Origin of the sequence: Streptomyces sp. DSM 15324 (assembly GCF_001514285.1) — a bacterium.
Lineage (GTDB): Bacteria > Actinomycetota > Actinomycetes > Streptomycetales > Streptomycetaceae > Streptomyces.
In genome coordinates, this window is the sequence record NZ_KQ949024.1 from 423119 (window position 1) to 448211 (window position 25093).

20 protein-coding genes and 2 pseudogenes are annotated in these 25093 nt (G+C 72.5%); 12 read left to right on the top strand and 10 right to left on the bottom strand.

Features of this window, described 5'->3' with window-relative positions; all coding sequences use genetic code 11:
• Positions 1-26: 26 nt before the first annotated feature.
• The 7 genes from cysC (at position 27) to AQJ58_RS08110 (ending at position 6617) form a co-directional block, all read left to right on the top strand.
• Positions 27-563 (top strand): adenylyl-sulfate kinase, encoded by a 537-nt coding sequence (gene cysC, locus AQJ58_RS08080; protein ID WP_067246651.1) that lies wholly within the window; start codon positions 27-29, stop codon positions 561-563.
• Complete coding sequence (gene cysD, locus AQJ58_RS08085) at positions 560-1495, top strand: sulfate adenylyltransferase subunit CysD (RefSeq protein WP_067246654.1); 936 nt, start codon at positions 560-562, stop codon at positions 1493-1495. Before cysC ends, cysD begins: the two co-directional genes overlap by 4 nt.
• 2 nt (positions 1496-1497) lie before the next feature.
• Positions 1498-2832, top strand: a complete 1335-nt coding sequence (locus AQJ58_RS08090; RefSeq protein WP_067246657.1) for a sulfate adenylyltransferase subunit 1 — start codon at positions 1498-1500, stop codon at positions 2830-2832.
• A 235-nt stretch (positions 2833-3067) separates the two neighbouring features.
• Positions 3068-4189, top strand: a complete 1122-nt coding sequence (locus tag AQJ58_RS08095) for an aliphatic sulfonate ABC transporter substrate-binding protein (RefSeq protein WP_067246659.1) — start codon at positions 3068-3070, stop codon at positions 4187-4189.
• A 34-nt stretch (positions 4190-4223) separates the two neighbouring features.
• On the top strand, positions 4224-5003 hold the full coding sequence (locus AQJ58_RS08100) for an ABC transporter ATP-binding protein (protein ID WP_067246662.1): 780 nt from the start codon (positions 4224-4226) through the stop codon (positions 5001-5003).
• The gene (locus tag AQJ58_RS08105; RefSeq protein WP_067246664.1) at positions 4990-5868 is read left to right on the top strand and encodes an ABC transporter permease; all 879 of its coding nucleotides are present in this window, start codon (positions 4990-4992) and stop codon (positions 5866-5868) included. The genes AQJ58_RS08100 and AQJ58_RS08105 overlap by 14 nt, the downstream gene beginning before the upstream one ends.
• Positions 5869-5876: 8 nt before the next feature.
• Positions 5877-6617: a sirohydrochlorin chelatase gene (locus AQJ58_RS08110; RefSeq protein WP_067246667.1), complete on the top strand. Its 741-nt coding sequence runs from the start codon at positions 5877-5879 to the stop codon at positions 6615-6617.
• A gap of 27 nt (positions 6618-6644) precedes the next feature.
• Here AQJ58_RS08110 and AQJ58_RS08115 read toward each other — a convergent pair.
• Both AQJ58_RS08115 and AQJ58_RS08120 read right to left on the bottom strand, forming a co-directional pair.
• Positions 6645-7701 (bottom strand): annotated as a pseudogene (locus AQJ58_RS08115) (ketopantoate reductase family protein).
• 9 nt (positions 7702-7710) lie between these two features.
• The gene (locus tag AQJ58_RS08120; RefSeq protein ID WP_067246670.1) at positions 7711-8259 is read right to left on the bottom strand and encodes a DUF1697 domain-containing protein; all 549 of its coding nucleotides are present in this window, start codon (positions 8257-8259) and stop codon (positions 7711-7713) included.
• Positions 8260-8505: 246 nt separating this feature from the next.
• On the opposite strand from AQJ58_RS08120, the gene AQJ58_RS08125 reads away from it, so the two are divergent.
• Positions 8506-10758, top strand: coding sequence for an MMPL family transporter (locus AQJ58_RS08125; RefSeq protein WP_067246673.1), 2253 nt, complete (start codon positions 8506-8508; stop codon positions 10756-10758).
• Between the two features lie 78 nt (positions 10759-10836).
• Here AQJ58_RS08125 and AQJ58_RS42365 read toward each other — a convergent pair.
• Positions 10837-10968 (bottom strand): annotated as a pseudogene (locus tag AQJ58_RS42365) (macrolide-inactivating glycosyltransferase); the annotation flags it as partial.
• A gap of 99 nt (positions 10969-11067) precedes the next feature.
• Between AQJ58_RS42365 and AQJ58_RS08130 the strand changes: the two are divergent.
• Positions 11068-11931 (top strand): phosphotransferase enzyme family protein, encoded by an 864-nt coding sequence (locus tag AQJ58_RS08130; protein WP_067247715.1) that lies wholly within the window; start codon positions 11068-11070, stop codon positions 11929-11931.
• A gap of 7 nt (positions 11932-11938) precedes the next feature.
• Here the strand turns inward: AQJ58_RS08130 and AQJ58_RS08135 are convergent, their stop codons facing one another.
• The 4 genes from AQJ58_RS08135 to AQJ58_RS08150 form a co-directional block, all read right to left on the bottom strand.
• The gene (locus AQJ58_RS08135) at positions 11939-12664 is read right to left on the bottom strand and encodes a 3'-5' exonuclease (protein ID WP_067246675.1); all 726 of its coding nucleotides are present in this window, start codon (positions 12662-12664) and stop codon (positions 11939-11941) included.
• A gap of 168 nt (positions 12665-12832) precedes the next feature.
• Positions 12833-14071, bottom strand: coding sequence for an SAV2148 family HEPN domain-containing protein (locus AQJ58_RS08140; RefSeq protein WP_067246677.1), 1239 nt, complete (start codon positions 14069-14071; stop codon positions 12833-12835).
• 102 nt (positions 14072-14173) lie between these two features.
• Positions 14174-15493, bottom strand: coding sequence for a copper amine oxidase (locus AQJ58_RS08145; protein WP_067246679.1), 1320 nt, complete (start codon positions 15491-15493; stop codon positions 14174-14176).
• 59 nt (positions 15494-15552) lie between these two features.
• Positions 15553-16368 carry a Tat pathway signal sequence domain protein gene (locus tag AQJ58_RS08150; protein ID WP_067246681.1) on the bottom strand — a complete coding sequence of 272 codons (816 nt, stop codon included), beginning with the start codon at positions 16366-16368 and terminating at the stop codon, positions 15553-15555.
• A 193-nt stretch (positions 16369-16561) separates the two neighbouring features.
• Between AQJ58_RS08150 and glgX the strand changes: the two genes are divergently transcribed.
• The 3 genes from glgX to AQJ58_RS08165 all read left to right on the top strand — a co-directional run bounded on the left by glgX (position 16562) and on the right by AQJ58_RS08165 (position 22454).
• Positions 16562-18670 carry a glycogen debranching protein GlgX gene (gene glgX / locus AQJ58_RS08155; RefSeq protein WP_067246684.1) on the top strand — a complete coding sequence of 703 codons (2109 nt, stop codon included), beginning with the start codon at positions 16562-16564 and terminating at the stop codon, positions 18668-18670.
• 54 nt (positions 18671-18724) lie between these two features.
• Positions 18725-21067 carry a malto-oligosyltrehalose synthase gene (gene treY, locus AQJ58_RS08160; RefSeq protein ID WP_067246687.1) on the top strand — a complete coding sequence of 781 codons (2343 nt, stop codon included), beginning with the start codon at positions 18725-18727 and terminating at the stop codon, positions 21065-21067.
• A 136-nt stretch (positions 21068-21203) separates the two neighbouring features.
• Positions 21204-22454, top strand: coding sequence for a M14 family zinc carboxypeptidase (locus AQJ58_RS08165; RefSeq protein WP_067246690.1), 1251 nt, complete (start codon positions 21204-21206; stop codon positions 22452-22454).
• A gap of 39 nt (positions 22455-22493) precedes the next feature.
• On the opposite strand, the gene AQJ58_RS08170 is transcribed toward AQJ58_RS08165, so the two are convergent.
• The 3 genes from AQJ58_RS08170 to AQJ58_RS08180 form a co-directional block, all read right to left on the bottom strand.
• Positions 22494-22952, bottom strand: a complete 459-nt coding sequence (locus AQJ58_RS08170; RefSeq protein WP_067246693.1) for an SSI family serine proteinase inhibitor — start codon at positions 22950-22952, stop codon at positions 22494-22496.
• Complete coding sequence (locus tag AQJ58_RS08175; RefSeq protein WP_067246696.1) at positions 22949-24268, bottom strand: M14 family zinc carboxypeptidase; 1320 nt, start codon at positions 24266-24268, stop codon at positions 22949-22951. Before AQJ58_RS08175 ends, AQJ58_RS08170 begins: the two co-directional genes overlap by 4 nt.
• A gap of 190 nt (positions 24269-24458) precedes the next feature.
• Positions 24459-25010: an FHA domain-containing protein gene (locus tag AQJ58_RS08180; RefSeq protein ID WP_067246699.1), complete on the bottom strand. Its 552-nt coding sequence runs from the start codon at positions 25008-25010 to the stop codon at positions 24459-24461.
• Between the last annotated feature and the right edge of the window lie 83 nt (positions 25011-25093).

Genomic DNA, 25093 nt, shown 5'->3' on the forward strand with positions numbered 1-25093 from the left:
CCGTGCCTACGACATTGGAGAACCACGTGACGACCGGAGCCACCGTCTGGCTCACGGGTCTGCCGAGTGCCGGCAAGACCACCATCGCGTACGAGCTGGCCGGCCGGCTGCGCGAGGAGGGCCACCGCGTCGAGGTGCTCGACGGCGACGAGATCCGCGAGTTCATCTCCGCGGGCCTCGGCTTCAGCCGCGAGGACCGGCACACCAATGTGCAGCGCATCGGCTTCCTCGCCGAACTGCTCGCCCGCAACGGCGTGAAGGCGCTCGTGCCGGTGATCGCGCCGTACGCGGACAGCCGGGAGGCGGTGCGCAAGCGCCACCAGGAGGGGGGATCGGCGTACCTGGAGGTGCATGTGGCCACTCCGGTCGAGGTGTGCTCCGTACGCGATGTGAAGGGCCTGTACGCCAAGCAGGCGTCGGGCGAGCTGAGCGGGCTGACCGGCGTCGACGACCCGTACGAGTCGCCGGAGTCGCCCGATCTGCGGATCGAGTCCCAGAACCAGACCGTGCAGGAGTCCGCGGCGTCGGTGTACGCGCTGCTCAGCGAGAGGGGTTTGGTGTGACGACCGTCGCCACGGCCGATGAGGGCACGGCCAGTCCGTACGCCCTCAGCCATCTGGACGCGCTGGAGTCCGAGGCGGTGCACATCTTCCGCGAGGTCGCGGGCGAGTTCGAGAACCCGGTGATCCTTTTCTCCGGCGGCAAGGACTCCATCCTCATGCTGCACCTCGCGCTGAAGGCGTTCGCCCCGGCCGCGATCCCCTTCTCGCTGCTGCACGTCGACACCGGGCACAACTTCCCCGAGGTCATCGACTACCGCGACCGGGTCGTCGCCGAGCACGGGCTGCGGCTGCACGTCGCGTCCGTGCAGGACTACATCGACCGCGGGGTGCTGCGCGAGCGGCCCGACGGCACCCGCAACCCCCTGCAGACGCTGCCCCTCACCGAGAAGATCCAGGCGGAGAAGTTCGACGCCGTCTTCGGCGGCGGACGCCGCGACGAGGAGAAGGCCCGCGCCAAGGAGCGGGTGTTCTCGCTGCGCGACGAGTTCTCGCAGTGGGACCCGCGCCGGCAGCGGCCCGAGCTGTGGAACCTGTACAACGGCCGCCACGCCCCCGGCGAGCACGTCCGCGTCTTCCCGCTGTCCAACTGGACCGAGCTGGACGTCTGGCAGTACATCGCCCGCGAGGACATCGAACTGCCGGAGATCTACTTCGCGCACGAGCGGGAGGTCTTCCAGCGGTCCGGGATGTGGCTCACGGCCGGCGAGTGGGGCGGCCCCAAGGACGGCGAGACCGTCGAGAAGCGCCTGGTGCGCTACCGGACCGTCGGTGACATGTCCTGCACCGGTGCCGTCGACTCCGACGCGGTGACCCTGGACCAGGTCATCACCGAGATCGCCGCCTCCCGGCTCACCGAGCGCGGCGCCACCCGCGCCGACGACAAGCTCTCCGAGGCCGCCATGGAGGACCGCAAGCGCGAGGGGTACTTCTAACCATGAGCACGCTCACCGCCGAGGAGCTCTCGGCCACCACCCTGCTGCGGTTCGCCACCGCCGGCTCCGTCGACGACGGCAAGTCCACCCTCGTCGGCCGGCTGCTGCACGACTCCAAGTCGGTCCTCACCGACCAGCTGGAGGCCGTGGAGCGCGCCTCGGCCGGCCGCGGCCAGGAGGGCCCGGACCTCGCCCTCCTCACCGACGGGCTGCGCGCCGAGCGCGAGCAGGGCATCACCATCGACGTCGCGTACCGCTACTTCGCCACGCCGAAGCGGCGGTTCATCCTCGCCGACACCCCGGGCCATGTGCAGTACACCCGCAACATGGTGACGGGCGCCTCCACGGCCGAGCTGACGGTGATCCTGGTCGACGCCCGCAACGGCGTCGTCGAGCAGACCCGCCGGCACGCGGCGATCGCGGCCCTGCTGCGCGTCCCGCACGTCGTCCTCGCCGTCAACAAGATGGACCTGGTGGACTACCGGGAGTCCGTGTTCGCCGCGATCGCCGAGGAGTTCACGGCGTACGCGACCGAGCTGGGCGTCCCCGAGGTCACCGCGATCCCGATCTCCGCGCTCGCCGGCGACAACGTGGTGGAGCCCTCCGCCACCATGGACTGGTACGGCGGCCCGACGGTCCTGGAGCACCTGGAGACCGTCCCCGTCAGCCACGACCTGGCACACTGCCACGCCCGGCTGCCCGTGCAGTACGTGATCCGGCCGCAGACCGCCGAGCACCCCGACTACCGGGGCTACGCGGGCCAGATCGCCGCCGGCACCTTCCGGGTGGGCGACCCGGTCACCGTGCTGCCCTCCGGCCGCACCTCGACGATCTCCGGGATCGACCTGCTGGGCGCGCCGGTGGACGTGGCGTGGACGACGCAGTCGGTGACCGTGCTGCTCGCCGACGACATCGACGTCTCGCGCGGCGACCTGATCGTGCCCAGCAAGGACGCGCCCGCGACCACCCAGGACGTCGAGGCGACCGTCTGCCATGTGGCCGACCAGCCGCTGACCGTCGGTCACCGGGTGCTGATCAAGCACGGCACCCGTACCGTCAAGGCGATCGTCAAGGACATCCCGTCCCGGCTCACACTCGACGACCTGTCCCTGCACCCGCACCCGGGACAGCTCGCCGCCAACGACATCGGCCGTGTGAAGATCCGCACCGCGGAACCGCTGCCGGTGGACTCCTACGCGGACTCGCGCCGTACGGGCTCGTTCATCCTGATCGACCCGGCGGACGGCACGACGCTGACCGCCGGCATGGTCGGCGAGTCGTTCGCCTCGCCCGAGCCCGTCAAGGACGAGTCCGACGACGACGGCTGGGACTTCTGATCATGAACTCCACGGATTTCTACGGGTCGTTCGCGAAGGAGGGCGGCCGGGTCGGCAGCGGCGCCCTCGGCAGCGGACAGGGCGGAGTGGCGCGATGTGTGCGCTGACGTACGCGCACTGCCTGCGCGCCCCGTCCCCCCACCCGACGTCCCGGATGCGACGAAGACCCCTTGCCGATCACCCGGCCACGACCTGAAAGACCGTGACCGCCGGGCCAACGAGAGGAACCCCTCCCGTGCCTGCCAACCGCTCGAACCGTTCGACGATCCTTCGCCGCGGCCTCGCCGCCGCAGCCGCTCTGCCCCTCCTGACCCTCGCCGCCTGCGGTTACGGGTCCGAGACCAAGGACACCAACAAGAACGAGAAGGTCGCCGCCGGGGCGGAGAAGATCGACGGGGTCGACACCGTCAAGATCGGTTACTTCGGCAACCTGACCCACGCGACCGCGCTCGTCGGCCGTGAGCAGGGCATCTTCCAGAAGGCCCTCGGCGGCACGAAGGCCTCCTACGCCACCTTCAACGCCGGCCCCTCGGAGATCGAGGCGCTGAACGCCGGGTCCATCGACATCGGCTGGATCGGCCCCTCCCCCGCGATCAACGGCTACACCAAGTCCGACGGCAAGTCCCTGCGGATCATCGGCGGTTCGGCCTCCGGCGGCGTGAAGCTCGTCGTCAACCCGGCCAAGGTCAAGTCCCTCAAGGACGTCAAGGGCAAGAAGATCGCCACGCCTCAGCTCGGCAACACGCAGGACGTGGCGTTCCTCAACTGGATCGCCGACCAGGGCTGGAAGGTCGACGCGCAGAGCGGCAAGGGCGATGTCACCGTCGTCCGCAGCGACAACAAGGTCACCCCGGACGCCTTCAAGGCGGGTTCGATCGACGGGGCGTGGGTGCCGGAGCCGACCGCGTCGAAGCTGGTCGCCGAGGGCGGCAAGGTGCTCCTCGACGAGGCGTCGCTGTGGCCCGACAAGAAGTTCGTGATCACGAACATCATCGTGTCGCAGAAGTTCCTCACCGAGCACCCGAAGGTCGTCGAGGCCGTGCTGAAGGGCTCGGTCGAGACCAACAAGTGGATCAACGCCAACCCGGACGAGGCGAAGGCGGCGGCGAACAAGCAGCTGGAGGCGGACTCCGGCAAGGCGCTGCCGACGAACGTCCTGGACCCGGCGTGGAAGTCGGTCCAGTTCATCAACGACCCGCTGGCCTCCACCCTCAACACCGAGGCGGAGCACGCGGTCAAGGCGGGACTGCTGGAGAAGCCCGACCTCAAGGGCATCTACGACCTGTCGATCCTGAACAAGGTCCTCAAGGCCGAGGGTGAGCCCGCCGTCGCCGACGCCGGTCTCGGCGTGAACTGACCGACGTCCCGATGAGTTCCAGGAGGTGACGACCATGAGCACGACCCTCGCCAAGGCCGCCGAAACGGTGGAGTACGCGGCACGCCTCGATCATGTATCGAAATCCTTCGCGGGACCGGGCGGGCAGCAGCTCGTCCTGGACGACATCACCCTCGATGTCGCACCGGGCGAGTTCGTCACCCTCCTGGGGGCCTCGGGCTGTGGCAAGTCGACGCTGCTGAACCTGGTGGCCGGGCTGGACCGGCCCACCGCCGGGTCCATCACGACCGACGGCCGTCCGGCGCTGATGTTCCAGGAGCACGCCCTGTTCCCCTGGCTCACCGCCGGCAAGAACATCGAACTCGCCCTGAAGCTCAGGGGAGTCGCCAAGAACGACCGGCGCGGGCGCGCCGAGGAGCTGCTGGAGCTCGTCCGGCTGAAGGGCGCGTACGGCAAGCGGGTGCACGAGCTGTCCGGCGGTATGCGCCAGCGGGTGGCGATGGCCCGTGCGCTCGCCCAGGAGAGCCAGCTGCTGCTGATGGACGAGCCGTTCGCGGCGCTGGACGCCATCACCCGGGACGTGCTGCACGACGAGCTGACCCGGATCTGGACGGAGACGGGCCTGTCGGTCCTGTTCGTCACGCACAACGTGCGCGAGGCGGTGCGGCTCGCCCAGCGGGTGGTCCTGCTGTCGTCCCGGCCCGGCCGGATCGCGCGCGAATGGGTGGTCGACATTCCCCAGCCGCGCCGTATCGAGGACGCCCCCGTGGCGGAACTGTCCCTGGAAATCACCGATGTCCTGCGTGGGGAGATCCGCCGTCATGGCCAGCACTGAGACCAAGTCCGCCGACTCCGGGAGCGTCGAGGCCGGTCTCGACGCGCTGGACGGGGTCACCGCCGCCGGCCGGACGCCGTTCGCGCGGACCTTCGTGGACAAGATCCTGCCGCCGATCCTGGCGACCGTGCTGCTGCTGGTCGTCTGGCAGATCGCGTTCAAGGTGGTCGACGATCCGACCAAGCTGGTGGCGCCCGGGGACGTCTGGCAGACGCTCAAGACGGCCTGGCTCGAGGGCAAGCTGCTCGGCTACATCTGGACCAGCGTCTCGCGCGGCCTGCTCGGCTTCCTCTTCGCGCTCGCCATCGGCACCCCGCTCGGGCTGCTGGTGGCGCGGGTGAAGTTCGTCCGGGCGGCGATCGGCCCGATCCTGTCCGGGCTCCAGTCCCTGCCGTCGGTGGCGTGGGTGCCGCCGGCCGTGCTGTGGCTGGGGCTGAACAACTCGATGATGTACGCGGTGATCCTGCTCGGCGCGGTCCCCTCGATCGCCAACGGGCTGGTGTCCGGCGTCGACCAGGTGCCGCCGCTCTTCCTGCGGGCCGGCCGCACCATGGGCGCGACGGGCGTGAAGGGCACGCTGTACATCACGCTGCCGGCCGCGCTGCCGGGCTATGTGGCCGGTCTGAAGCAGGGCTGGGCGTTCTCGTGGCGGTCGCTGATGGCTGCGGAGATCATCGCCTCCTTCCCCGACCTCGGCGTGGGCCTCGGCCAGCTCCTGGAGAACGGCCGCAACGCCAGCGACATGGGGATGGTGTTCGAGGCGATCCTGCTCATCCTGTTCGTCGGCATCGCCATCGACCTGCTGATCTTCAGTCCGCTGGAGCGGTGGGTGCTGCGCAGCCGCGGTCTGCTGGTGAAGGGCTGATCCGCCGGATGCGCACCGAGCCGGTCCTCCTCGTCGTCGCCCACGGCAGCCGCGATCCGCGGCACGCCGCGACCGTGCACGCCCTCGTCCGACGGGTGCGGTCGCTGCGGCCGGGGCTGCGCGTGGAGACCGGCTTCCTGGACTTCACCCTGCCGTCCGTGCACGGGGTGCTGGAGTCCCTGGCGGCCGAGGGCGTCCGGGAGGTCGTCGCCCTCCCGCTGCTGCTCACCCGCGCCTTCCACGCGAAGGCGGACATCCCGGCGGTCCTGCGCGACGCGCCGCCGCAGCTGCGGATCCGGCAGGCCGAGGTGCTCGGCCCGTCGCCCCTGCTGCTGCGGGCGCTGGAGCGACGGCTGTACGAGGCGGGCCTGACGCCCGCCGACAAGCCCTCGACCGGGGTCGTCCTGGCCTCGGCGGGGTCCACGGACCCGGAGGCGATCGCGGTGATCGCAGCAATCGCGCGGGAGTGGCGGCACACCGGTTGGTGCGCCGTGCGGCCCGCGTTCGCCTCCGCGTCCCTGCCGCGCACCGAGGACGCGGTGCGTGACCTGCGGGCGCTCGGCTGCGAGCGGGTCGCCGTCGCCCCCTACGTCCTGGCACCGGGGTTCCTGCCCGACCGCATCGCGCGGGGCGCGGCGCAGGCGGACGTCCTGGCCGAGGTGCTGGGCCCGGCCCCGGAGGTGGCGCGGGTGCTGCTGCAGCGGTACGACGCGGCCCGGACGCCGGCGCTGGCTGCGGTCGGAGCCTGAAAGCCCCGCCCCGCCGCCGGCCGCAGGTCAGCGGTGGGGTGTCTCCGCCTCGTCGGCCAGTCGTGTCAACTCGGCCACCGGCAGTGTTCCCGGCGCCCTTCCCGCCCGGGCGAACTCGTTCGCCAGCCGCTGGAGGAGTTCGTTCAGCGGGGTCGGGACGCCGTGCTGCCGGCCGAGGAGGACGATCTCACCGTCGAGGTAGTCGGCCTCTATGGTGCCGGCGCCGCGGCTCAGGGACTGCCAGGAGGAGCCGCCGCCACGCGGGACGCCGTCCAAGGGGACGAGGGTGACCTTGTCGCCGCGTACGGCGCGCTGTTCGTCGGGGCTCGCGTGGGCGATGCCCGCCGCGTCGAGGACGGCCGCGCCCTCTGCCCGGACCCGGGCGAACAGCGCCTCGGCCCGCGGGTCGCCGACCGGATTGCCGGCCACCGCCTCCAGGGCGTTGCCCAGGTTGGACAGCAGCTTGGCGTACTGCCAGCGGGCCACGTCCTCGACGACCGGGGCCTCGAAGTGCGCCTTCTCCAGGTCGGCGGCGATGTGGCGGGCCGTGTCGTCGGTGCCGTGCGGGTGCCGGCCGAGGTGGAGGATGCCGGTGAGCGGGCTGCCGGCGGCGGAGACGACACCGGGTTCGACATGGGTGGAGGGCAGCCGGACGCAGACGCCGTACACCCGCCGGAAGCGGCGCATGGCCAGGCGCTGGCTCTCGACGCCGTTCTGCGCGCAGACCAGCGCCAGCTTCCCCCACTCTCGGCTACGCTCGAGCGGGAGGTACCCCCATGGCGGCCGTGCCGCCGCCCTCGACGGGGGCCGGGCCCCAAGTGCCGAGGGCCGCCTCGCTGTCCTGGGTCTTCACGGCGAGGACGAGGACGTCGTCGGCGCGCAGCACGCCCAGTTCCCTCGGTCCGCCGACGACGGGCAGCCGCCGGGTCAGCTCGCCCTGCGGCACCCTCAGCCGCAGCCCGCCCTCCCGCAGCGCCGCCGCGTGGGCGCCCCGGGCGACCAGGACGACTTCCTGTCCGGCCTCCGCCAGCCGTCCGCCGACGGTGCCGCCGACCGCCCCTGCCCCGATGATGATGTAGCGCATGGGACGAGCCTACGGCTGCGTCATCTCGACCAGTTTGACGACGGTGTTCCAGTTCCGGCTGGTCGCCACCAGCCCCTTGGTGAAGCGGGGCCGCGACAGCAGCTCGGCGAGCTTGGAGCGGCCGAGGCCGTCGGGGGCGTACAGGTAGAGGGCGCGGTCGCCGAGGCGGAACTCCTCGGGCAGGTGGGCGGCCTGGTCGATCTCGGCGAAGCGCTCGGCGTCGACGGGCGCGGAGAAGTAGGTGATGTGGAGCTGCTTGGGCTGGAGGTCGGCGGCGGGGAACGGGCAGGCCTCGGCGACCGTCTTCAGGTATGCGTGGTCGCGGACGAGGACGTCGACGTCGAAGCCGCACTCCTGCGCGATCGTCGCGGCCAGTTCGGCGGCGAGGCTCTGCTCGTCGCCGTGGGCCGAGGAGAAGACCGCCTGGCCGCTCTGGAGGTAGGTGCGGACGTCGCCGTACCCGAGCCCCTGCATGAGGGTGCGCAGGTCGGCCATCGGGAGCTTTCTGGCTCCGCCCACGTTGATCCCGCGGAGCAGGGCGGCATACGTCGTCTTCATGCCCTCACCCTAGGCGTTCGGGGGCGGAGGCCGCGGAGCCGAACCCTGGTGCCCGTCCCTCAGACCGGAAGATAGATGTAGGGGGCCACCTCCTTCCCAGTGGTGAGCCGGTCCGCTCCGAGGGGAGGACCCCGCGCGCCCGTACTTCACCGGGGAGCACGACGAGAAGGCCTTATCCAGCCCATACCTTCGAATCGGAAGGTGGCGGCAGGGGGCTGTCACCGCTCACGAGGGGGCAGGCCCGTCATGGCACATGGAGATACGCGGGTACGGGGCCTGGCGGCCCGGGCCGGCGGCTGGAGTGCACGCCACCGATGGGCCGCCGTCGGCATCTGGGTGCTGTTCGTCGTCCTGGCGATGGGCATCGGGTCGGCCATGGGCAGGGTCGACGTCCAGGACAGCGACCAGTTGAAGGGCGAGACGCACACCGCGGCGCGGATCGTCGAGGACGCGGGGATCGAGGAGCCGGCCGGCGAGACCGTGCTCGTCCAGGCGAAGGACGGCTCGCTCAAGGCCACCGACCCCGAGTTCCGCTCCGCGGTCGCCGCGATCGTCAGGGCGGTGGAGGGGACCGGCAAGGTCACCGACGTGTCCTCGCCGTACGACACGCACACGATCTCGAAGGACGGGCGCAGCGCGCTCGTGCGGTTCGACATGCGCGGTGACTCCGACACGGCCGGCGAGCGGGTCGAGCCGGTGCTGAAGGCGGTCGCCGGGGTGCAGAAGGAGCACTCCTCGCTGCGGATCGAGGAGATCGGCGGCGCGAGCATGAGGAAGACGTTCGACGACGCGTTCGGCGACGACTTCCAGCAGGCCGAGTACTCGGCGGTGCCGGTGGCGCTGGGCATCCTGCTGATCGCGTTCGGCGCGCTGGTGGCCGCGCTGCTGCCGGTGGCGCTGGCGCTCACCGCGATCATGGCGACGACCGGTCTGATGGCGATCGTCAGCCACGTCCACCCGATGGACGACACCGCCAGCTCGGTGATGCTGCTGGTGGGTCTGGCCGTGGGGGTCGACTACTGCCTGTTCTATCTGCGCCGGGAGCGCGAGGAACGGGCCGCGGGGCGGGACGCGGGGACCGCACTCAGGATCGCCGCGGCGACCAGCGGCCGGGCCGTGATCGTCTCCGGTGTCACGGTGTGTGTGGCGATGGCGGGCATGCTGTTCACGGGTCTCGTCGGGTTCGAGGCGATGGGCCTGGCCTCGCTGATGGTGGTGGCGGTGGCGATGGTCGGTTCGGTGACCGTGCTGCCCGCGCTGCTGTCGCTGCTCGGCGAGCGGGTGGAGAAGGGCCGTCTGCCGTTCCTGAAGCGGCGCCGCGTGAGCGCGGTCAACGAGGGCAGCCGGTTCTGGTCGGCCGTCCTGAAGGGGGTGCTCGCCAAGCCCGTCGTCTCGGTGGTGGTCGCGGCCGGCGCGCTGCTGGCCGTCACGGCTCCGGCGCTCGGCATGAAGACGCAGAACCTCACCCTGGACCAGGAGTTCGGCGACTCGCTGCCGATCGTGCAGACGTACAACCGGGTCAACGAGGCCTTCCCGGGCGGTTCCGAGCCGGCCACGGTCGTCGTCAAGGCGGACGACATCAACTCCGCCGCGGTGAAGGACGCGCTGGCCCGGTTCAAGGAGCAGGCGGTCTCCTCGGGTGCCTCGCGCGGCCCGGTCGAGATCAAGCTGCACGACGCGCAGAACGTCGCGTTCGTCTACGTCCCGCTGGTCGGCGGCTCCGACCAGGACAAGGCGGGGGCGAGCCTGGACATCCTGCGCGACAAGGTACGGCCGGCCACGCTCGGCAAGGTCGACGGGGTCGAGGCACCGATCACCGGTCAGGTCGCGGGCAACCAGGACTTCAACGACCAGCTGATCGGCTCGGTCGTCCCGGTCTTCGCGTTCGTGGTGGTCTTCGCCTTCCTGCTGATGCTGCTGTCGTTCCGCTCGCTGACGGTCGCGATCACCTCGATCGCGCTCAACCTGCTGTCGGTGGGGGCCGCCTACGGCATCCTCGTCGCCGTCTTCCAGCACGGCTGGGGTGCCTCGCTGGTGGGTGCGGAGGGCGTCGGCGCGATCATCACCTGGCTGCCGCTGTTCCTCTTCGTGATCCTGTTCGGTCTGTCGATGGACTACCACGTGTTCGTCGTCTCCCGGATCCGTGAGGCGCGGATGCGGGGCCGCAGCACGAACGAGGCCATCCAGCACGGTGTGGTCACCACGGCGGGGGTCGTGACCAGCGCCGCCGTCATCATGGTCGCCGTGTTCGCGATCTTCGGGACGCTGTCCATGCAGTCCATGAAGCAGATGGGTGTGGGCCTGGCGGCGGCCGTGCTGATCGACGCGACGATCATCCGGGGTGTGCTGCTCCCGGCGGTGATGGCGCTGCTCGGCGAGCGCAACTGGTACCTGCCCGCCTGGCTGGGCTGGCTGCCGGACATGACGCACGACGAGTCGCCGGAGGCCGTCGCGGGCGGCGGCGCGCGCGACGACGAGGGCGAACGGCTGCCCGTCTGATCCCGGCCGCGTGATCCGGGGGCCCGTCGGTCGCAGGGGAACCGACGGGCCCTCGGTGTGGGTCGGCGCGGACCACCGGCGCCGGGCGGCCAGTTCGGCCTCGATGAGGTCGGCCGCCCGCCGGGGGCCGCCCTCCTCGGCCGTCTCCGCCCGGATCCGCCGGAGCCGGCCGGCGACCTCGGGGTCGTCGACGAGGACGAGGGCGGCACTGGGCGAGACGGAACGTCCTGCCTCATCCATTACGGCGGTCCCGCACCTGCCGGTCGATGCGAGACTGGCCGGAATCGACCGAGGCGACGGAGGCGGATGGTGGACGAGGCAAGGGCGCGGGACGTACTGGCCGCGGCGGGGGTGCTGCGCGGTCCGGCGGGGGACGCCCGGCTCCTCGCCCTGGGGGAGAACGCGGTGTTCGCCGCCGGTGACCTGGTGGTCAAGGTGGGCCGGGACGCCGAACTCCTGGGCCGGGCGCGCCGCGAGCTGGACGTCGCCGGCTGGCTGGCGCAGGCCGGTGTCCCGGCCGTACGGGCGGCCGAGGCCGAGCCACTGCTCGTGGCGGGGCATCCGGTGACGGTGTGGCACCGGCTGCCCGACGCCGTACGGCCGGCCGGGCCGCGGGATCTGGCCGCACTGCTGCGGACACTGCACGCTCTGCCCGTCCCCTCCTTCGGGCTGCCGCCCCGGGATCTGCTGTCCGGGGTGGAGCGCTGGCTGCGGCTCGCCGGCGACGCGATCGACCCGGCGGACGCGGCGTATCTGCGCGAGCGCCGCGACGGCTTCGCGGCGGCCGCGGCCGCGCTGGTCCCCCGGCTGCCACCGGGCCCGATCCACGGCGACGCGCTGCCGCGCAATGTGCACGTGGGTCCCGACGGCCCGGTCCTGGTCGACCTGGAGACGGTCTCGTCGGATCTGCGCGAGCACGACCTGGTGGTGATGGCGCTCTCCCGCGACCGCTACGGGCTGCCCGCCGACGCCTATGACTCCTTCACCGCGGCCTACGGCTGGGACGTACGGGAGTGGGAGGGCTGTGCGGTCCTGCGCGGGGCGCGGGAGACGGCGAGCTGTGCCTGGGTCGCCCAGCACGCACCCGCCAACCCCAAGGCGTTGAGGGAGTTCGAGCGGAGGGTGGCGTCACTGCGGGACGGGGACGCGGCCGTGCGCTGGTATCCCTTCTGAACCCGTCCTACATGACGCCGCTGTCCGCCGGTTCGCGGACCGGCCAGGAGCCGTCCACCACCGCGTCCGTCTCGCCCTTGCGGCGCAGGAAGTTCTGGAAGTCCGCCGCCCAGTCCGCGTACCACTCGATCTGGCGGCGGTGCAGCTCCGCCGGGCCGAGGGCGCCGACCTTGGGGTGGCGGACGGCTATCGCGCGGGCCAGCCGGGCGGCGGCGAGGGCGTCGGCGGAGGCGTCGTGGGCGGAGTCGAGGGTGACGCCGTACTCGGCGCAGACCGCTTCGAGGTTGCGCTTGCCGCGGCGGTAGCGGTCGGCCCAGCGGTCGATGGTGTACGGGTCGACGACCGGTGCCGGGTCGAGTCCGCCGAGTCGCTCACGCAGGGACGGCAGACCGTGGCGGCGCAGTTCGGCGGAGAGCAGGGTCAGGTCGAAGGTGGCGTTGTAGGCGACGACCGGGACGCCGGTGCGCCAGTAGCCGGTGAGGACGTCCGCGATCGCGTCCGCCACCCGGTCGGCGGGAGCACCCTCGGCGGCGGCCCGCTCATTGCTGATCCCGTGCACGGCGACCGCGTCGGCCGGGATCTCCACCCCCGGGTCCGCCAGCCACTCCTTGCGCCCGAGGACCTGTCCGTCCCCGACCTCGATCACGGCGCCCGTGACGATGCGCGCCTCGCGCGGATCCGTCCCGGTCGTCTCCAGGTCGAAGCCGACGAGCAGCTCCTGGTACCAGGCCATGGCGGCCCCCCTTCTCGGTGGTGCTTTCCCCCTTGTGGTCCCCACCTTCGCACGGGGCACTGACAATCAGGGGACCGCGTCACCCCCACGACCGCGAGGAGAGGGCCGAGGAGACGGCCGAGGAGGCCTCCGAGGGGACGGACACGGCGGGCGACACCTAGGGATGAATCAGGACACAGGGCGCGAATCCACCCAGGCCAGCTCGAACTCCTCGCGGTAGGCCGCGAACAGACCCCCTTCGTCCACCTCGCCCGGCTTCACCACCCGGTTGCCGCCGCGCAACACCAGCACCGGCGCCTCCATGCCGCGCATGCGCCGCAGATAGGACTGGACGACCGCGACGCCGTCGGTGCCGTCGCCGTCCACGAGGTAGGCGGTGAAGCGGGGCGTCTCGTCGTACACCTGGATCTGGAAGGCGCCCGGGTCGCGCAGCCGGGAGCGGACGCGCCGCATGTGGAGGATGTTCATCTCCACCGAGCGGCTGAGTTCGCCCCGTTTCATCCCGAGTTCGCGCTCACGGCGCTTGACCGCGCTGGAGGCCGGGTTGAGGAAGAGCAGCCGGACCCGGGCGCCCGCCTCGGCGAGGCGGACCAGACGGCGGCCGGAGAAGTTCTGCACCAGCAGGTTGAGGCCGATACCGATGGCGTCGATGCGGCGCGAGCCGTCGAAGATGTCCTCGGCGGGGAACTGGCGCAGCAGCCGGACCCGGTCGGCGTGCACGGCGACCACGTCCGCGTACCGGTCGCCGACGAGGTCCTCGACGGCGTCCACGGGCAGCCGGCGCGCGGACGGCACGTCGCCGCCGGTGCCGAGCATCTCCAGCAGGCGGGCCGAGGCCCGCTCGGCCTGGCCCAGGACGGCCTCGGAGAGCGCCCGGTTGCGGGAGACGACGTTGCGGGTCACCTCCAGCTCGTCCAGCGCGAGTTCGACGTCCCGGCGGTCGTCGAGGTACGGCTCGAAGCACGGCCAGTGCTGCACCATCAGCTCGCGCAGCTGGGGCAACGTCAGGAAGGAGATGACGTTGTCGTCGGCCGGGTCGAGCAAGTAGCCCTTGCGTCGGCTGACTTCGCGGACCGCGACCGCGCGCTGCACCCATTCCTGGCCGGCCGGCCCGGCCGCGGCGACCACCCATTCGTCGCCGTGGACGGGTTCGTAGATGGGCCGCAGCACGGCGGCCACCACGGCGCGCAGCCGCTGTTCGACCAGGTTCAGCCATATGTAGGCCCGGCCGGCCCGCTGGGCGCGGGTGCGCACCTCGCGCCACGCGTCGGCGTCCCAGTCCAGCTCCGGGCCGATGGCGTTGGTCTCCATCGGCCGGGCCAGGGACACCGTTCCGGGCGGGACGTCTGTGGAGTTCCCCTCGTGACCCTCGTCACCAGGGGGCAGCTCCAGCCCTCCCGAGCCCACCCAAGCACCGCCTTCCGCTCCCCCGAGCTCTCCCCGTCTCAACGATCAAGGAAGGGTACTCCGGGACCGGTCGGCGGTGCAGCCGGATGGGCAGGTCGTTTCTCAACCGCCGTTGCGCGGGATGCCGTTCTGGTCCTTGAGCGCGGACGGTGTGAGCGGATTCATGGCCGTGACGTCCCGGGGGGCGATGGAGAAGCCCTGCCAGTGGACCGGCATGGGCTGCTGGTCCTCGTCACGGGCGATGTGGTGGAAGCCCACGTTCACCCAGACCACGGGGTGCTTGAGGGTCTGACCGTTGACCCACCCGTCGACGCTCTTCGGGTGACCCGTACCGCAGTTGAGGGGGTTGTTGCTGGCGTACATCTCGCACTTGTTGTACTCGGTGAAGTAGACGTCGTGCTGGGTGAAGCTGCGTCCGGAGTACTTGGTGGTGGCGCCGGGGACGAGTTCGTAGCTGCGCGCGTGCCCGTCCTTGTTCTTGCCGGTGGCGCTGACCACGCGCCACCAGCGCATGTTCTTGGCGTCGCCGGCGAGTTCCTTGGTGACGGCGGTGCGGGTGGTCTTGTTGGTCGGGCCCTGCTGGCCGCTCGCGGGGGCGCTGACCTTCGAGTCGTACTGCTCGACCCGGCCCGCGGAGGAGCCGTCGAGACCGAAGTCCAGCCGCCAGAAGACGTTGTGGCTGTGGCTGGTGGCCTTGGCCTGGGAGCCGTTGCCTATCGGCCAGCCGCGGCCGTCACCGGCGTCGTAGTCGAAGGGCGAGAGGCTGCCGGTGGCGCCGACGTTCATGTTGACGGTGCCGTCGTCGGAGAAGCGCCACTCGGTCATGTACTCGTACCAGCCGACCTTGTTGACCGTGTAGATCAGCAGGTCCTTGCCCTGGGCCTGGTAGACCTTGTTGTTGTCGGCCTGCATGCGGTAGGCGTGGCCGCGCGACCGGGTCGTGGTGCACATGCCCTTGACGTTCGAGTCGGCCGGGGCGGTCTCGGGGACCTTGATGGTCTTGATCGTGCCGCCGGGACACTCGGCGGGCTTCAGATTGACCAGCCCGGCGCCGAAGTTGTAGTCGGTGACGTCGTTGTATTCGTTCTTGCCGTCGTCGTAGGGCACGTGGATCTGGGCGATCTTGGCGCTGTTGAGGACGCGGATCGGCTTGGGCTCGCCGGGCGGCTGGTAGGAGACCTTCTCCAGGACGAGGCCGGACTTGGCCTCGTAGCGCCAGCACATGCGCCAGGTGGTGCCGGTGGAGAGCTTCTGTTCGATGCGGTAGGCGGCGCTGCAGTCGGCGGCGGCCGCGGCCACGGGCGCGGCCTTCGACTGGGCGACGGCGGGGCCGGCCCCGGCGGTCGCGCCGGCGGCCAGCGCGGCCAGGGACAGGCCGAAGGCCGCCCCCTTCTGGGTACGGCTCATTCTGGTGACGCGCATGAGGACATGACTCCCTGACAGGAGGTGGCGGGTGGGAAGAGTGGAGATGCGGGGCCGTGTCAGCCGTTGAGCTTCGTGACCTTGCCGGCGCTGAGGTCGATCACCAGGGACCGGGAGTCGATCCAGGGACCGTTCTTCACCTTCGGCAGCAGCCGGACACAGCGGTGCGCACCGCAGGTGTCGAGTGCGGCCGGCTGGGCGCCCGGCACCGAGTGGTAGATCATGCTGGACAGCTCCAGCTGGTCCGGGGAGGTGAGCTCCTTGCCGGTGGCGTCCTTGTAGTCGGCCTTCAGGCCCGCGCCGAGCGGGTCGGCGATGAGCACCCGCGCCGCCTCGTTCTGCTCGTCGGCGCTCAGCGGCGGCTGGACGCCGCGCTGGGTGCCGGTGTTCTCCACCTTGCCGGTGTCGAGGTTGACCGTCTTGGTGACGACCGTGTCGGTCTTGTAGTCGTAGAACGTGACGTCGGCGCGCCGGGGCGCGTCCGGGTCGTCGAGTTCGCCGGCGTCGGGCGCGGCGAGCTCCACGCCGAGGCGCTGCGGGCCGCGCTCGCCCTCGACGTTCTGTGCGGCGTTGAACGCCTGCCTGCTGAGCGCGACGCTCTCGGCCCGCTTCATCTCGTCGTCCGTGAGCGGGTCGCTGCCCTTGCCCTTCTCGCCCTCGTCGGGCGCGGCCTGGACGACGCCCGGCGGCACCGCGGCGCTGGCGCCGGCGGCGGCCGCCTGCCCGGCGCTTTGGGCGGTCCCGCCCTGCCCTGTCGTGTCGTCCGCCCCCGCCGTGCCCGGCAGGGTGATCGCGACCATCACGGCTGTCGAAGCCACTGCGATGGCCGTACCCGCCACCACCTTGCCCAGGTGGCGGCGCACTGTCGTGCGCACAATTGCCCCCTACTCCCCCTGCTGCCGGGAGTACGTCTGTCTGCCCCACTGAATGCGGCACGCGCCGGATGCCCGGCGTATGCACTGGTCGACAGGTAAGAGGGCAGTAAGTCGAAGGCGGTTCCATCAGTTTCCGCGAGACTCGGGCGCCAAGGCGCCCCCGGGTCGGCGGCACACCTGAAAGAGTCGGTTCATGCAGGTCTGGCCAGGAGAGGCGTACCCCCTCGGTGCCACGTACGACGGCGCCGGCACGAATTTCGCGGTCTTCACGGAGGCCGCGGACCGAGTAGAGCTGTGTCTGCTGCACGACGACGGCTCGGAGACGGCGGTGGAACTGCGGGAGAGCGACGCGTTCGTCCGGCACGCGTACCTGCCGGGCGTGATGCCCGGCCAGCGCTACGGCTTCCGGGTGCACGGTCCGTACGACCCCGCGCGCGGGCTGCGGTGCAACTCGGCGAAGCTGCTGCTCGACCCGTACGCGAAGGCGGTCGCCGGCGCGGTCCGCTGGGGCGAGGAGGTGTACGGATATCCCTTCGGCTCACCCGAGAGGCGCAACGACCTCGACTCCGCGCCGCACACCATGGCGTCGGTGGTGGTCAACCCGTACTTCGACTGGGGCGACGACCGGCCGCCGCGCACCGAGTACCACCGCACGGTGATCTACGAGGCCCATGTGAAGGGCCTGACGATGCTCCATCCGGGGCTGCCGGAGGAGCTGCGGGGCACCTACGCGGGCCTCGCGCACCCGGCGCTGATCGAGCATCTGACGGGGCTCGGGGTGACGGCGCTGGAGCTGATGCCGGTGCACCAGTTCGTCAACGACCACCGGCTGGTCGACATGGGCCTGAACAACTACTGGGGCTACAACACGATCGGCTTCTTCGCCCCGCACAACGCGTACGCCTCCTGGGGCGACCGGGGCCAGCAGGTGCTGGAGTTCAAGTCGGCGGTGCGGGCGCTGCACGAGGCGGGCATCGAGGTCATCCTCGACGTGGTCTACAACCACACCGCCGAGGGCAACCATCTGGGCCCGACGCTGTCCTTCCGGGGCATCGACAACCAGAAGTACTACCGGCTGGCCGAGGACGCCCGCTACTACACGGACACGACCGGCACGGGGAACTCGCTGCTGATGCGGTCGCCGCACGTCCTCCAGATGATCATGGACTCGCTGCGGTACTGGGTGACCGAGATGCATGTGGACGGCTTCCGCTTCGACCTCGCGGCGACGCTCGCCCGGCAGTTCCACGAGGTGGACCGGCTGTCCTCGTTCTTCGACCTGGTGCAGCAGGACCCGGTGGTCTCCCAGGTGAAGCTGATCGCTGAGCCCTGGGACGTGGGCGAGGGCGGCTACCAGGTGGGCAACTTCCCGCCGCTGTGGACGGAGTGGAACGGCAAGTACCGGGACACCGTGCGCGATCTGTGGCGGGGCGAGCAGCGCACCCTCGCGGAGTTCGCCTCCCGGCTGACCGGCTCCTCCGACCTCTACCAGGACGACGGCCGCCGTCCGCTGGCCTCGATCAACTTCGTGACCTGCCACGACGGGTTCACCCTGCACGACCTGGTGGCGTACAACGACAAGCACAACGAGGCGAACGGGGAGGACAACCGGGACGGCGAGAGCCACAACCGGTCCTGGAACTGCGGGGCGGAGGGCGAGACCGACGACGCGCGGGTCCTTCAGCTGCGGGCGCGGCAGATGCGCAACTTCGTCGCCACGCTGCTGCTGTCCCAGGGAGTGCCGATGATCAGCCACGGGGACGAGTTCGGGCGGACCCAGCGGGGCAACAACAACGCCTACTGCCAGGACAGCGAGCTGGCGTGGGTGCACTGGCCCGCGGAGGGCAGCGGGCTGCTGGACTTCACCCGCGCCCTCACCCGGCTGCGCCGCGAGCACCCCGTCTTCCGGCGGCGGCGCTTCTTCCACGGGCGGCCGGTGGAGGGCACCCACGACGAGCTGTCGGACATCGCCTGGTTCACCCCGGAGGGCGAGGAGATGACCCAGCGGGACTGGGAGCGGGCGCAGGCCTCGGCGCTGTCGGTGTTCCTCAACGGCAACGCGATCTCGGAGCCGGGTTCGCGCGGGGAGCGGATCACCGACGACTCGTTCCTGTTGCTGTTCAACGCCTCCCCCAAGGAGCTGGAGTTCGTGGTGCCGGTCGACCACGGGCGCCAGTGGCAGGTCGTCGTGGACACCGCCGACCCGGAGCCGGTGGCGCCGGGCGCGGGCCGCAAGGTGCAGGCCGGGGACCGGCTGACCCTGACGGACCGGAGCATGACGGTCCTGCAGCGGCCGGCCTGAGCCCACCCGGTGACCGGTGACAGGAAAGCGGGCGGGGCGGGTACGTAGGTCTCCATGACCCCTGCGCGCCCCGCTCCCGTCACGCCCACGGCCACCTACCGGCTCCAGCTCCAGCCCGCGTTCCCGTTCGCCGCCGCGGCGGCCGCCGTGCCGTACCTGGCCTCGCTCGGTGTGTCGCATCTGCACCTCTCGCCGGTCCTGGAGGCCGTCCCGGGCTCCCCGCACGGCTATGACGTGGTGGACCACGCGCGCGTGCGCGAGGAGCTCGGCGGCGAGGAGGGGCTGCGGGCGCTGGCGGCCACCGCGCGCGAGCACGGGCTCGGGCTGGTCGCGGACCTCGTGCCGAACCACATGGCGATGAGCCCGCGCCACAACCGCGCCCTGTGGGAGGTGCTGCGGGAGGGTCCGGGGTCGCCGTACGCGCGCTGGTTCGACATCGACTGGGAGGCGGGCGGCGGACGGCTGCTGCTCCCGGTCCTCGGGCACCCGGTCGGCGCGGAACTGGAGCGGCTGCGGGTCGACGGCGGGGTGCTGCGTTACTACGACCACGTCCTGCCGCTCCGCGAGGGCACCGCGGAGCTTCCGCTGCCGCAGCTGCTGGACGCCCAGTGGTACCGGCCGGTGTGGTGGCGGCTGGCCCGCACCGAGCTGAACTACCGGCGGTTCTTCAGCATCTCCGAGCTGATCGGGGTGCGGGTGGAGGACCCGGAGGTCTTCGAGGCCACCCACGGCACGGTCCTGCGACTGCTGCACGAGGGCGTCCTCGACGGGCTGCGGATCGACCACCCGGACGGCCTCGCCGACCCCGACGGCTATCTGGAGCGGCTGCACGAGGCCACCGGCGGCCGCTGGACGGTGGTGGAGAAGATCCTCGCGGACGGGGAGCGGCTGCCGCGCTCCTGGCCGGTCGCCGGCACCACCGGCTACGACGCCCTGCGCCACGTCGACGGGCTGTTCACGGACCCCGCGGGCGCCCGGGAGCTGCTGGGCCTCTACCGGCGTTCCGCGGCCCCGCAGGCGGACCGCGGCGGCGACTGGGCGGCGACCGCGCGGCGGGCGGCGTACGAGGTCCTGGGGCACGAGCTGGCGGCGGAAAGGGACCGGCTGACGCGGCTCGCCTCGCGGATCTGCGCGGACGCCCCGGAACCGGTCCTGCGCGACCGGGCGCCCTGGGCGCTGCGCACGGCGCTGGAGGAGCTGCTGGTCCGGATGGAGGTCTACCGGCCGTACGCCTCGGGCGACGCCGCCGCCGTGGTCACGGAGGAGGCGGCCGAGGAGGCCCGAGCGGCGTTCAGGGTGGCGGAGGAGGCCGGCGCCGTCGACGCGGTGCGGGCGCTGGTGCTCGGCGGCCGGGGGCCGCTGCGCGCGGAGTTCCGGGCCCGGTTCGCGCAGACGGCGTCCGCGCTGCGCGCCAAGTCCGTGGAGGACACCGCGTTCTACCGGTACGTGCCGCTGCTCGCGGCGAACGAGGTGGGCGGCGAACCGGGCCGCCCCGGGGTGTCCCCGGCGGAGTTCCACGCGTACTGCGCGCGCGTGCAGCGCGACTGGCCGGCGAGCGGCACGGTCGTGTCCACGCACGACACCAAGCGCAGCGCCGACGTACGGGCCGCGCTGGCCGTGCTCACCGAGTGCCCGGAGCGCTGGGCGGAGGTCCTGGAGCAGGTCGCGCGCGCGGAGGCGAAGACGCCGGACGGTCAGCTCGCGTGGGCGGCGTGGCAGACGGTGTTCGGGCTCGGCCCGGCGGACGGGGAGCGCGTCCGGGAGGCGCTGCTGAAGCATGTGCGCGAGGCGGGCCTGTACACGAGCTGGACCGAGCAGGAGCCGCCGTACGAGGAGGCGGTGGCCGCGTTCGTCGCGGCGGGCCCGTGCGGGGCGCCCGGGGAGCGGGTGGCGGCGCTGCGCCGGGTGCTGGAGCCGCACATCGGGGCCAATGTGCTCGGTACGGCGCTGGTGCATCTGACGATGCCGGGGGTGCCGGACGTCTATCAGGGCACCGAGGACGAGTGCCGCGCCCTGGTGGATCCGGACAACCGGCGTCCCGTGCGGTTCCCGCCCGAGGAGAGCGGTCCCAAGGCGGCGGTGACCCGGGCGGCGCTGCGGCTGCGCCGGCGCCGTCCGGCCGCCTTCGGGACGGCGGCGGCGTACGAGCCGCTGGCCGCCGAGGGTCCGGCCGGGGAGCACTGCCTGGCCTTCGCCCGCTCGGGGGAGACGGTCACGGCGGTGACCCGGCTGTCGTTGCGGCTGGCGGCGGCGGGCGGCTGGCGGGAGACCCGGCTGCCGCTGCCGCCGGGACGGTGGGCCGACGTCCTGGTGCCGGGGCGGGTGTTCGAGGGGTACGCGCGCGTGGCGGATCTCTTCGCGGAGCTGCCGGTGGCGCTGCTGGAACGCGCGGACTGAGCGGGACCGCCGAGCCGTCGCCGGGCCCGGCGGCACGTGCTTCCGGGCGCCCCCCGGAGGCTCCCCTTCGTGTTCTTGACAGTTCACCAAGTCCGTGGGGTACTGCGAAGAGCGAAGCCGGTCGGACATGACGGGGGTGAGTCTCCTGCCGGTGCTGCGCTACCCCACGGTGACCGAACTGACGGCCGGCGTCCGGGCCCTGGCGGCGCGGCATCCCGGACTGTGCGCCCTGCGCCAGGTGGGGCTCTCCCGTGCGGGCCGTCCGCTGCATCTGCTGTCCGTCGGGCGCGCCCGGCGGGCGGTGCTGGTCGTCGCGGGTGCCCACGCCAACGAGCCCACCGGTGGCCCGACCCTGCTGTCCCTGGCCGAACGGGTGCTGGACGAGAGGGAGTTGCGCAACGGCACCTCCTGGCACTTCCTGCTGTGCGCGGATCCGGACGGCGCGAGTCTGCATGTCACGCCCGCGCCGCGCAGCCTGCTGGAGTACCACCTGGGGTTCTTCCGGCCGGCGGGGCCCGAGCAGCCGGAGTGGTCGCCCGCCGTGCTGCCGCCGGACCGGCTGCCGCCCGAGACCCGTGCGCTGACCCGGGTCATCGACGAACTGCGGCCCTACCTCCAGGTGACGCTGCACGGCACCGATCTGGGCGGCAGCTGGGTGCAGCTGACGAAGGACATCCCGGGCCTCGCCGAGCCGTTCGCGAAGTCCGCGGCGCAGCTCCACATCCCGGTGGAGACGGGCGCCTCGGACGCGGCGGGCTGGCGGGCCTCCGGACCGGGGGTGCGGGTGATGCCGGACGCCGACGCGGGCCCGGCGTACCCGAGCATGCCGGACGACGCCCGGCACAGCACCTGGTACCACGCCCATCGCTACGGTGGTCTGACGGCGGTGGTGGAGGTGCCGATGTGGGCGAGCGACCTGGTGGACGACTCCGCGCCGCACCCGGAGCCGGCCGCGGCGATCCGGCGGCTGGCGGAGCGGCTGCTGCGGGACGCACGGGAGGTGGAGGAGGTGCTCGCCGAGGCGCTGCCGCGGCTGGAGGGCGTGGACGGGCCGCTGCTGCGGGCGGCGCGGTGGGGGCTGGAGCTGGTGCCGGGCCTGGCCTCGGACTGGACCCACACCCCGCCCGCCGACACGACGATGGCGTACGTCGGCAGTGTGGACGCCTTCGCCCGGAGGCTGCCGCTGAGGGCGGCGGCGATGCTGTGGCGGGTGCTCCAGGAGAGCGACGACCACGCCGCGCCGCGGCTGGAGCAGCTCGTCGGGACGTGGAGCGACGCGTTCGCCGTGCGCTTCGGCGCGCGCTGGGTGCCGCTGGAGCACCAGGTGGAGCACCAGAGCCGTACCGTCGTGGCGGCGGCCCTGCACGCGCGCGAGGGGGCGGCGTAGGGCACGTGGGCCCCGCGCCGCCCCTCCGGCGTGGCGCGGTCAGGCTCCGGGTGCGTCGGCGGCGGTGTCGTCCAGGGCGAACACCGCGCCGGTGCGGGCCGCCATCTCGCAGGCGTTGGAGAAGGTCTGGCTGTACGCGACGGCCCGGCCGTTCCACTGTCCGCTCGCGTGGGCCGTCACCGGCGCGTAGACGAGGGTGCAGACGGTGTCCTGGGCGGCCGGGAGGGCCGCGAGGTCGCCGTTCACCGCGTTGAGCTGGTCGCAGGCCTCGGCGGCGCGCCGGTGGCCCTGGGGCGGGCCGCACAGCAGCAGGGTGGCGCGGGTGCCGTCGGAGGGGGCGGTGTCGCGGGTGACCGAGAGCTGGAGCCAGTTGGCGGGCTGGGGGTCCTGGGCGGCGGCCCGGGCGGGTGCGGCACCGGTGGCGAGGAGGAGGGCGGCCGCGGCCGGCAGCAGGGCGCGCCGCAGGGGCACCGGGGCGAGGGAGTGCGAGTGTCTCATTCCCGGTGCATCGGCACGGCGGCCTGGGTTCCCCAGTCCGGCTCACCCGAACGCGTGGGCCGAGGGGGCCGGCCGGCCAGTTCGAACGCGGCGAGCACCACCCGCGCCTGGTACTCCACCTGGCGGGCGACGGGGATCCAGCGGGCCTGGCAGTCGTCCCGGAAGGCGGCGCACCAGCGGTCGATGAGCGCGTCCAGCTCCGGCAGGGCACCCGCGGGGTCCTGCCCGGCGCCGGTGACGAGCTGGTGCAGCAGGCCCGCCGTGCGGACGGCGATGCGCCGGCCCGCGATGCGCAGGGCCGTCAGATGGGCGGTGGTGAGCGGCGGAAGGGGCCGCCCGGGGTCGGCGGTGTCGGGGTCCCAGGCGTCGGCGAGCCCGGGGCAGACCAGGAGGTAGTCGTCGACGGGCGCGAGCAGCCGGTCGGCCTCGGGGGTGCCGGGCAGCCGGGGCCGCACCCGGGCGAGCAGGTCCTCCAGCAGCCGGGTCTCCTCGCGCAGGGTGCCGCTCACCGCGCGCAGCGCCGCGTCCCGGTCGGCGGGCGGGGAGCCGTCCCCGACGGCGGCCACGCCCCACATGGGCGCCTCGACGACCGCGGTGAGCGTGCCGTGGCGGTGCGGGTGGTACCAGGTCGACTCGACGGCGGCCTCGGTGATGGCGGCGGCGAGGCCGCGCCGGCGCGGGGGCGGGATGCGGTAGACGGCGGGTCCCAGCACGGGCCAGTGGAGGGCGTCGTACGCGCCGAGTTCGCGCGGGATGCCGAGCCGGGCGGCGGCGTAGGCCATGCGGCGGTCGAGGCCGGGCAGGTCGCGGGTGAGTTCGACGAAGCCGCCGCCGACGTCGACGCCGTGCAGCGAGCACTGGAAGAAAGGTTTCAGTTCGTCCTGGAGGCGGAGCAGCGCCCGGGTCTCCGGGAGCGCGGCGGCGGCCGCCCCGTCGGGCAGCCACTCGGGCTGTTCCAGGAAGCCGGGCCGGAAGAAGTGCCGGAAGTGACGGCCGAGGCTGTACGGGCCGGTCAGCCAGCCCTCGTTGCGGCGCAGGCCGTCGGGGTCGAGGCAGAGCAGCAGGTTCCAGGTGGCGTCGGCGCCCTCGGTGAGCCGGGGGTCGGCGAGGGCCCGGTCGGCCAGTCTGAGGGCGGTGGCGCCGCCCACGGGCTCGTTGGCGTGCGGTCCGGCGACGACGAGGACCTGCCGGGTGCCCCGGCCGACGGAGAGCAGCCACAGCGGGGTGCCCGCGCGGGAGAGCCCGACGCGGCGCAGCCGGGCGTCCCGGGGGTGGCGGGCGGCGATGGCGGCGGCGCGGGCCGCGAGTTCGTCCACGGTCGGGTAACGGAGGAGTGGCGGCAGGGCACACCTCCATGACGGCGCCGTCGCTTCACCGGGCGTATCCGGTGTACGCACCCTGAGTCATGGCGCGGGGGTACGTCAACACCGCCGTACCCGCTGTTACCCGGGCAAGCCGGTCGAGCGGGTGCGGGGGGGGGGGAGAGAACTCCGGCGGCGGGCGGGTTCAGTTCACGGAGAGGCGGAACGCGATGTTCCCGAAGGAGACCTGGTCGCCCTCGCGGACGACGGCCGCGCCGATGACCCGGCGGCCGTTGACGGTGGTGCCGTTGGTGGAGCCGAGGTCGCGCAGCACCCACATGCCGCCCTGGCGGGTGAGTTCGGCGTGCACCCGCGAGACGCTCTCGTGGGTCAGCCGCAGCCCGTTGACGGGGTCGCGGCCGATCCGCAGCGCCTGTTCGGTGCCGGGGTGCGGCAGCAGCAGCTTGGGCAGCCGCTCGGCCTGCCAGGCCCGGCGCAGCCGCACGGTGAACCCGGAGACGGCCTCGACGGAACCGAAGACCACGCGGGAGAGCCGGTTCTCCTTGGGCAGGTCGGCGGTGAGCGCGACCAGTTCGTCGGAGCGGCGGGCGGCGAGCGCGAGTTCCATGCGCCGGATGAAGGTGTCGTGCGACAGCCGGCCCATGGCGACGCCGTCACGCAGCACCTTCAGCGCCCTGTCGCGCTCCGCGTCGGACAGCCGCGCGGGGTACGGGTTCACCTCGAAGGACGACGTCACGCTGGTGATTGTCGGTCAGGGAACCCCGGGTGTCCAGAAAACGGGTGAACACCTGCCCGCGCGCGTGGCCGAAGACACCCCCC

What these genes read in the sequence shown, in the direction of transcription:
- AQJ58_RS08090 (WP_067246657.1), top strand. Translation starts at nt 1,498, where the DNA reads ATGAGCACGCTCACCGCCGAGGAGCTCTCGGCCACCACCCTGCTGCGG.
- AQJ58_RS08100 (WP_067246662.1), top strand. Translation starts at nt 4,224, where the DNA reads ATGAGCACGACCCTCGCCAAGGCCGCCGAAACGGTGGAGTACGCGGCA.
- AQJ58_RS08105 (WP_067246664.1), top strand. Translation starts at nt 4,990, where the DNA reads ATGGCCAGCACTGAGACCAAGTCCGCCGACTCCGGGAGCGTCGAGGCC.
- AQJ58_RS08110 (WP_067246667.1), top strand. Translation starts at nt 5,877, where the DNA reads ATGCGCACCGAGCCGGTCCTCCTCGTCGTCGCCCACGGCAGCCGCGAT.
- AQJ58_RS08120 (WP_067246670.1), bottom strand. Translation starts at nt 8,259, where the DNA reads ATGAAGACGACGTATGCCGCCCTGCTCCGCGGGATCAACGTGGGCGGA.
- AQJ58_RS08125 (WP_067246673.1), top strand. Translation starts at nt 8,506, where the DNA reads ATGGCACATGGAGATACGCGGGTACGGGGCCTGGCGGCCCGGGCCGGC.
- AQJ58_RS08135 (WP_067246675.1), bottom strand. Translation starts at nt 12,664, where the DNA reads ATGGCCTGGTACCAGGAGCTGCTCGTCGGCTTCGACCTGGAGACGACC.
- AQJ58_RS08145 (WP_067246679.1), bottom strand. Translation starts at nt 15,493, where the DNA reads ATGCGCGTCACCAGAATGAGCCGTACCCAGAAGGGGGCGGCCTTCGGC.
- glgX (WP_067246684.1), top strand. Translation starts at nt 16,562, where the DNA reads ATGCAGGTCTGGCCAGGAGAGGCGTACCCCCTCGGTGCCACGTACGAC.
- treY (WP_067246687.1), top strand. Translation starts at nt 18,725, where the DNA reads ATGACCCCTGCGCGCCCCGCTCCCGTCACGCCCACGGCCACCTACCGG.
- AQJ58_RS08170 (WP_067246693.1), bottom strand. Translation starts at nt 22,952, where the DNA reads ATGAGACACTCGCACTCCCTCGCCCCGGTGCCCCTGCGGCGCGCCCTG.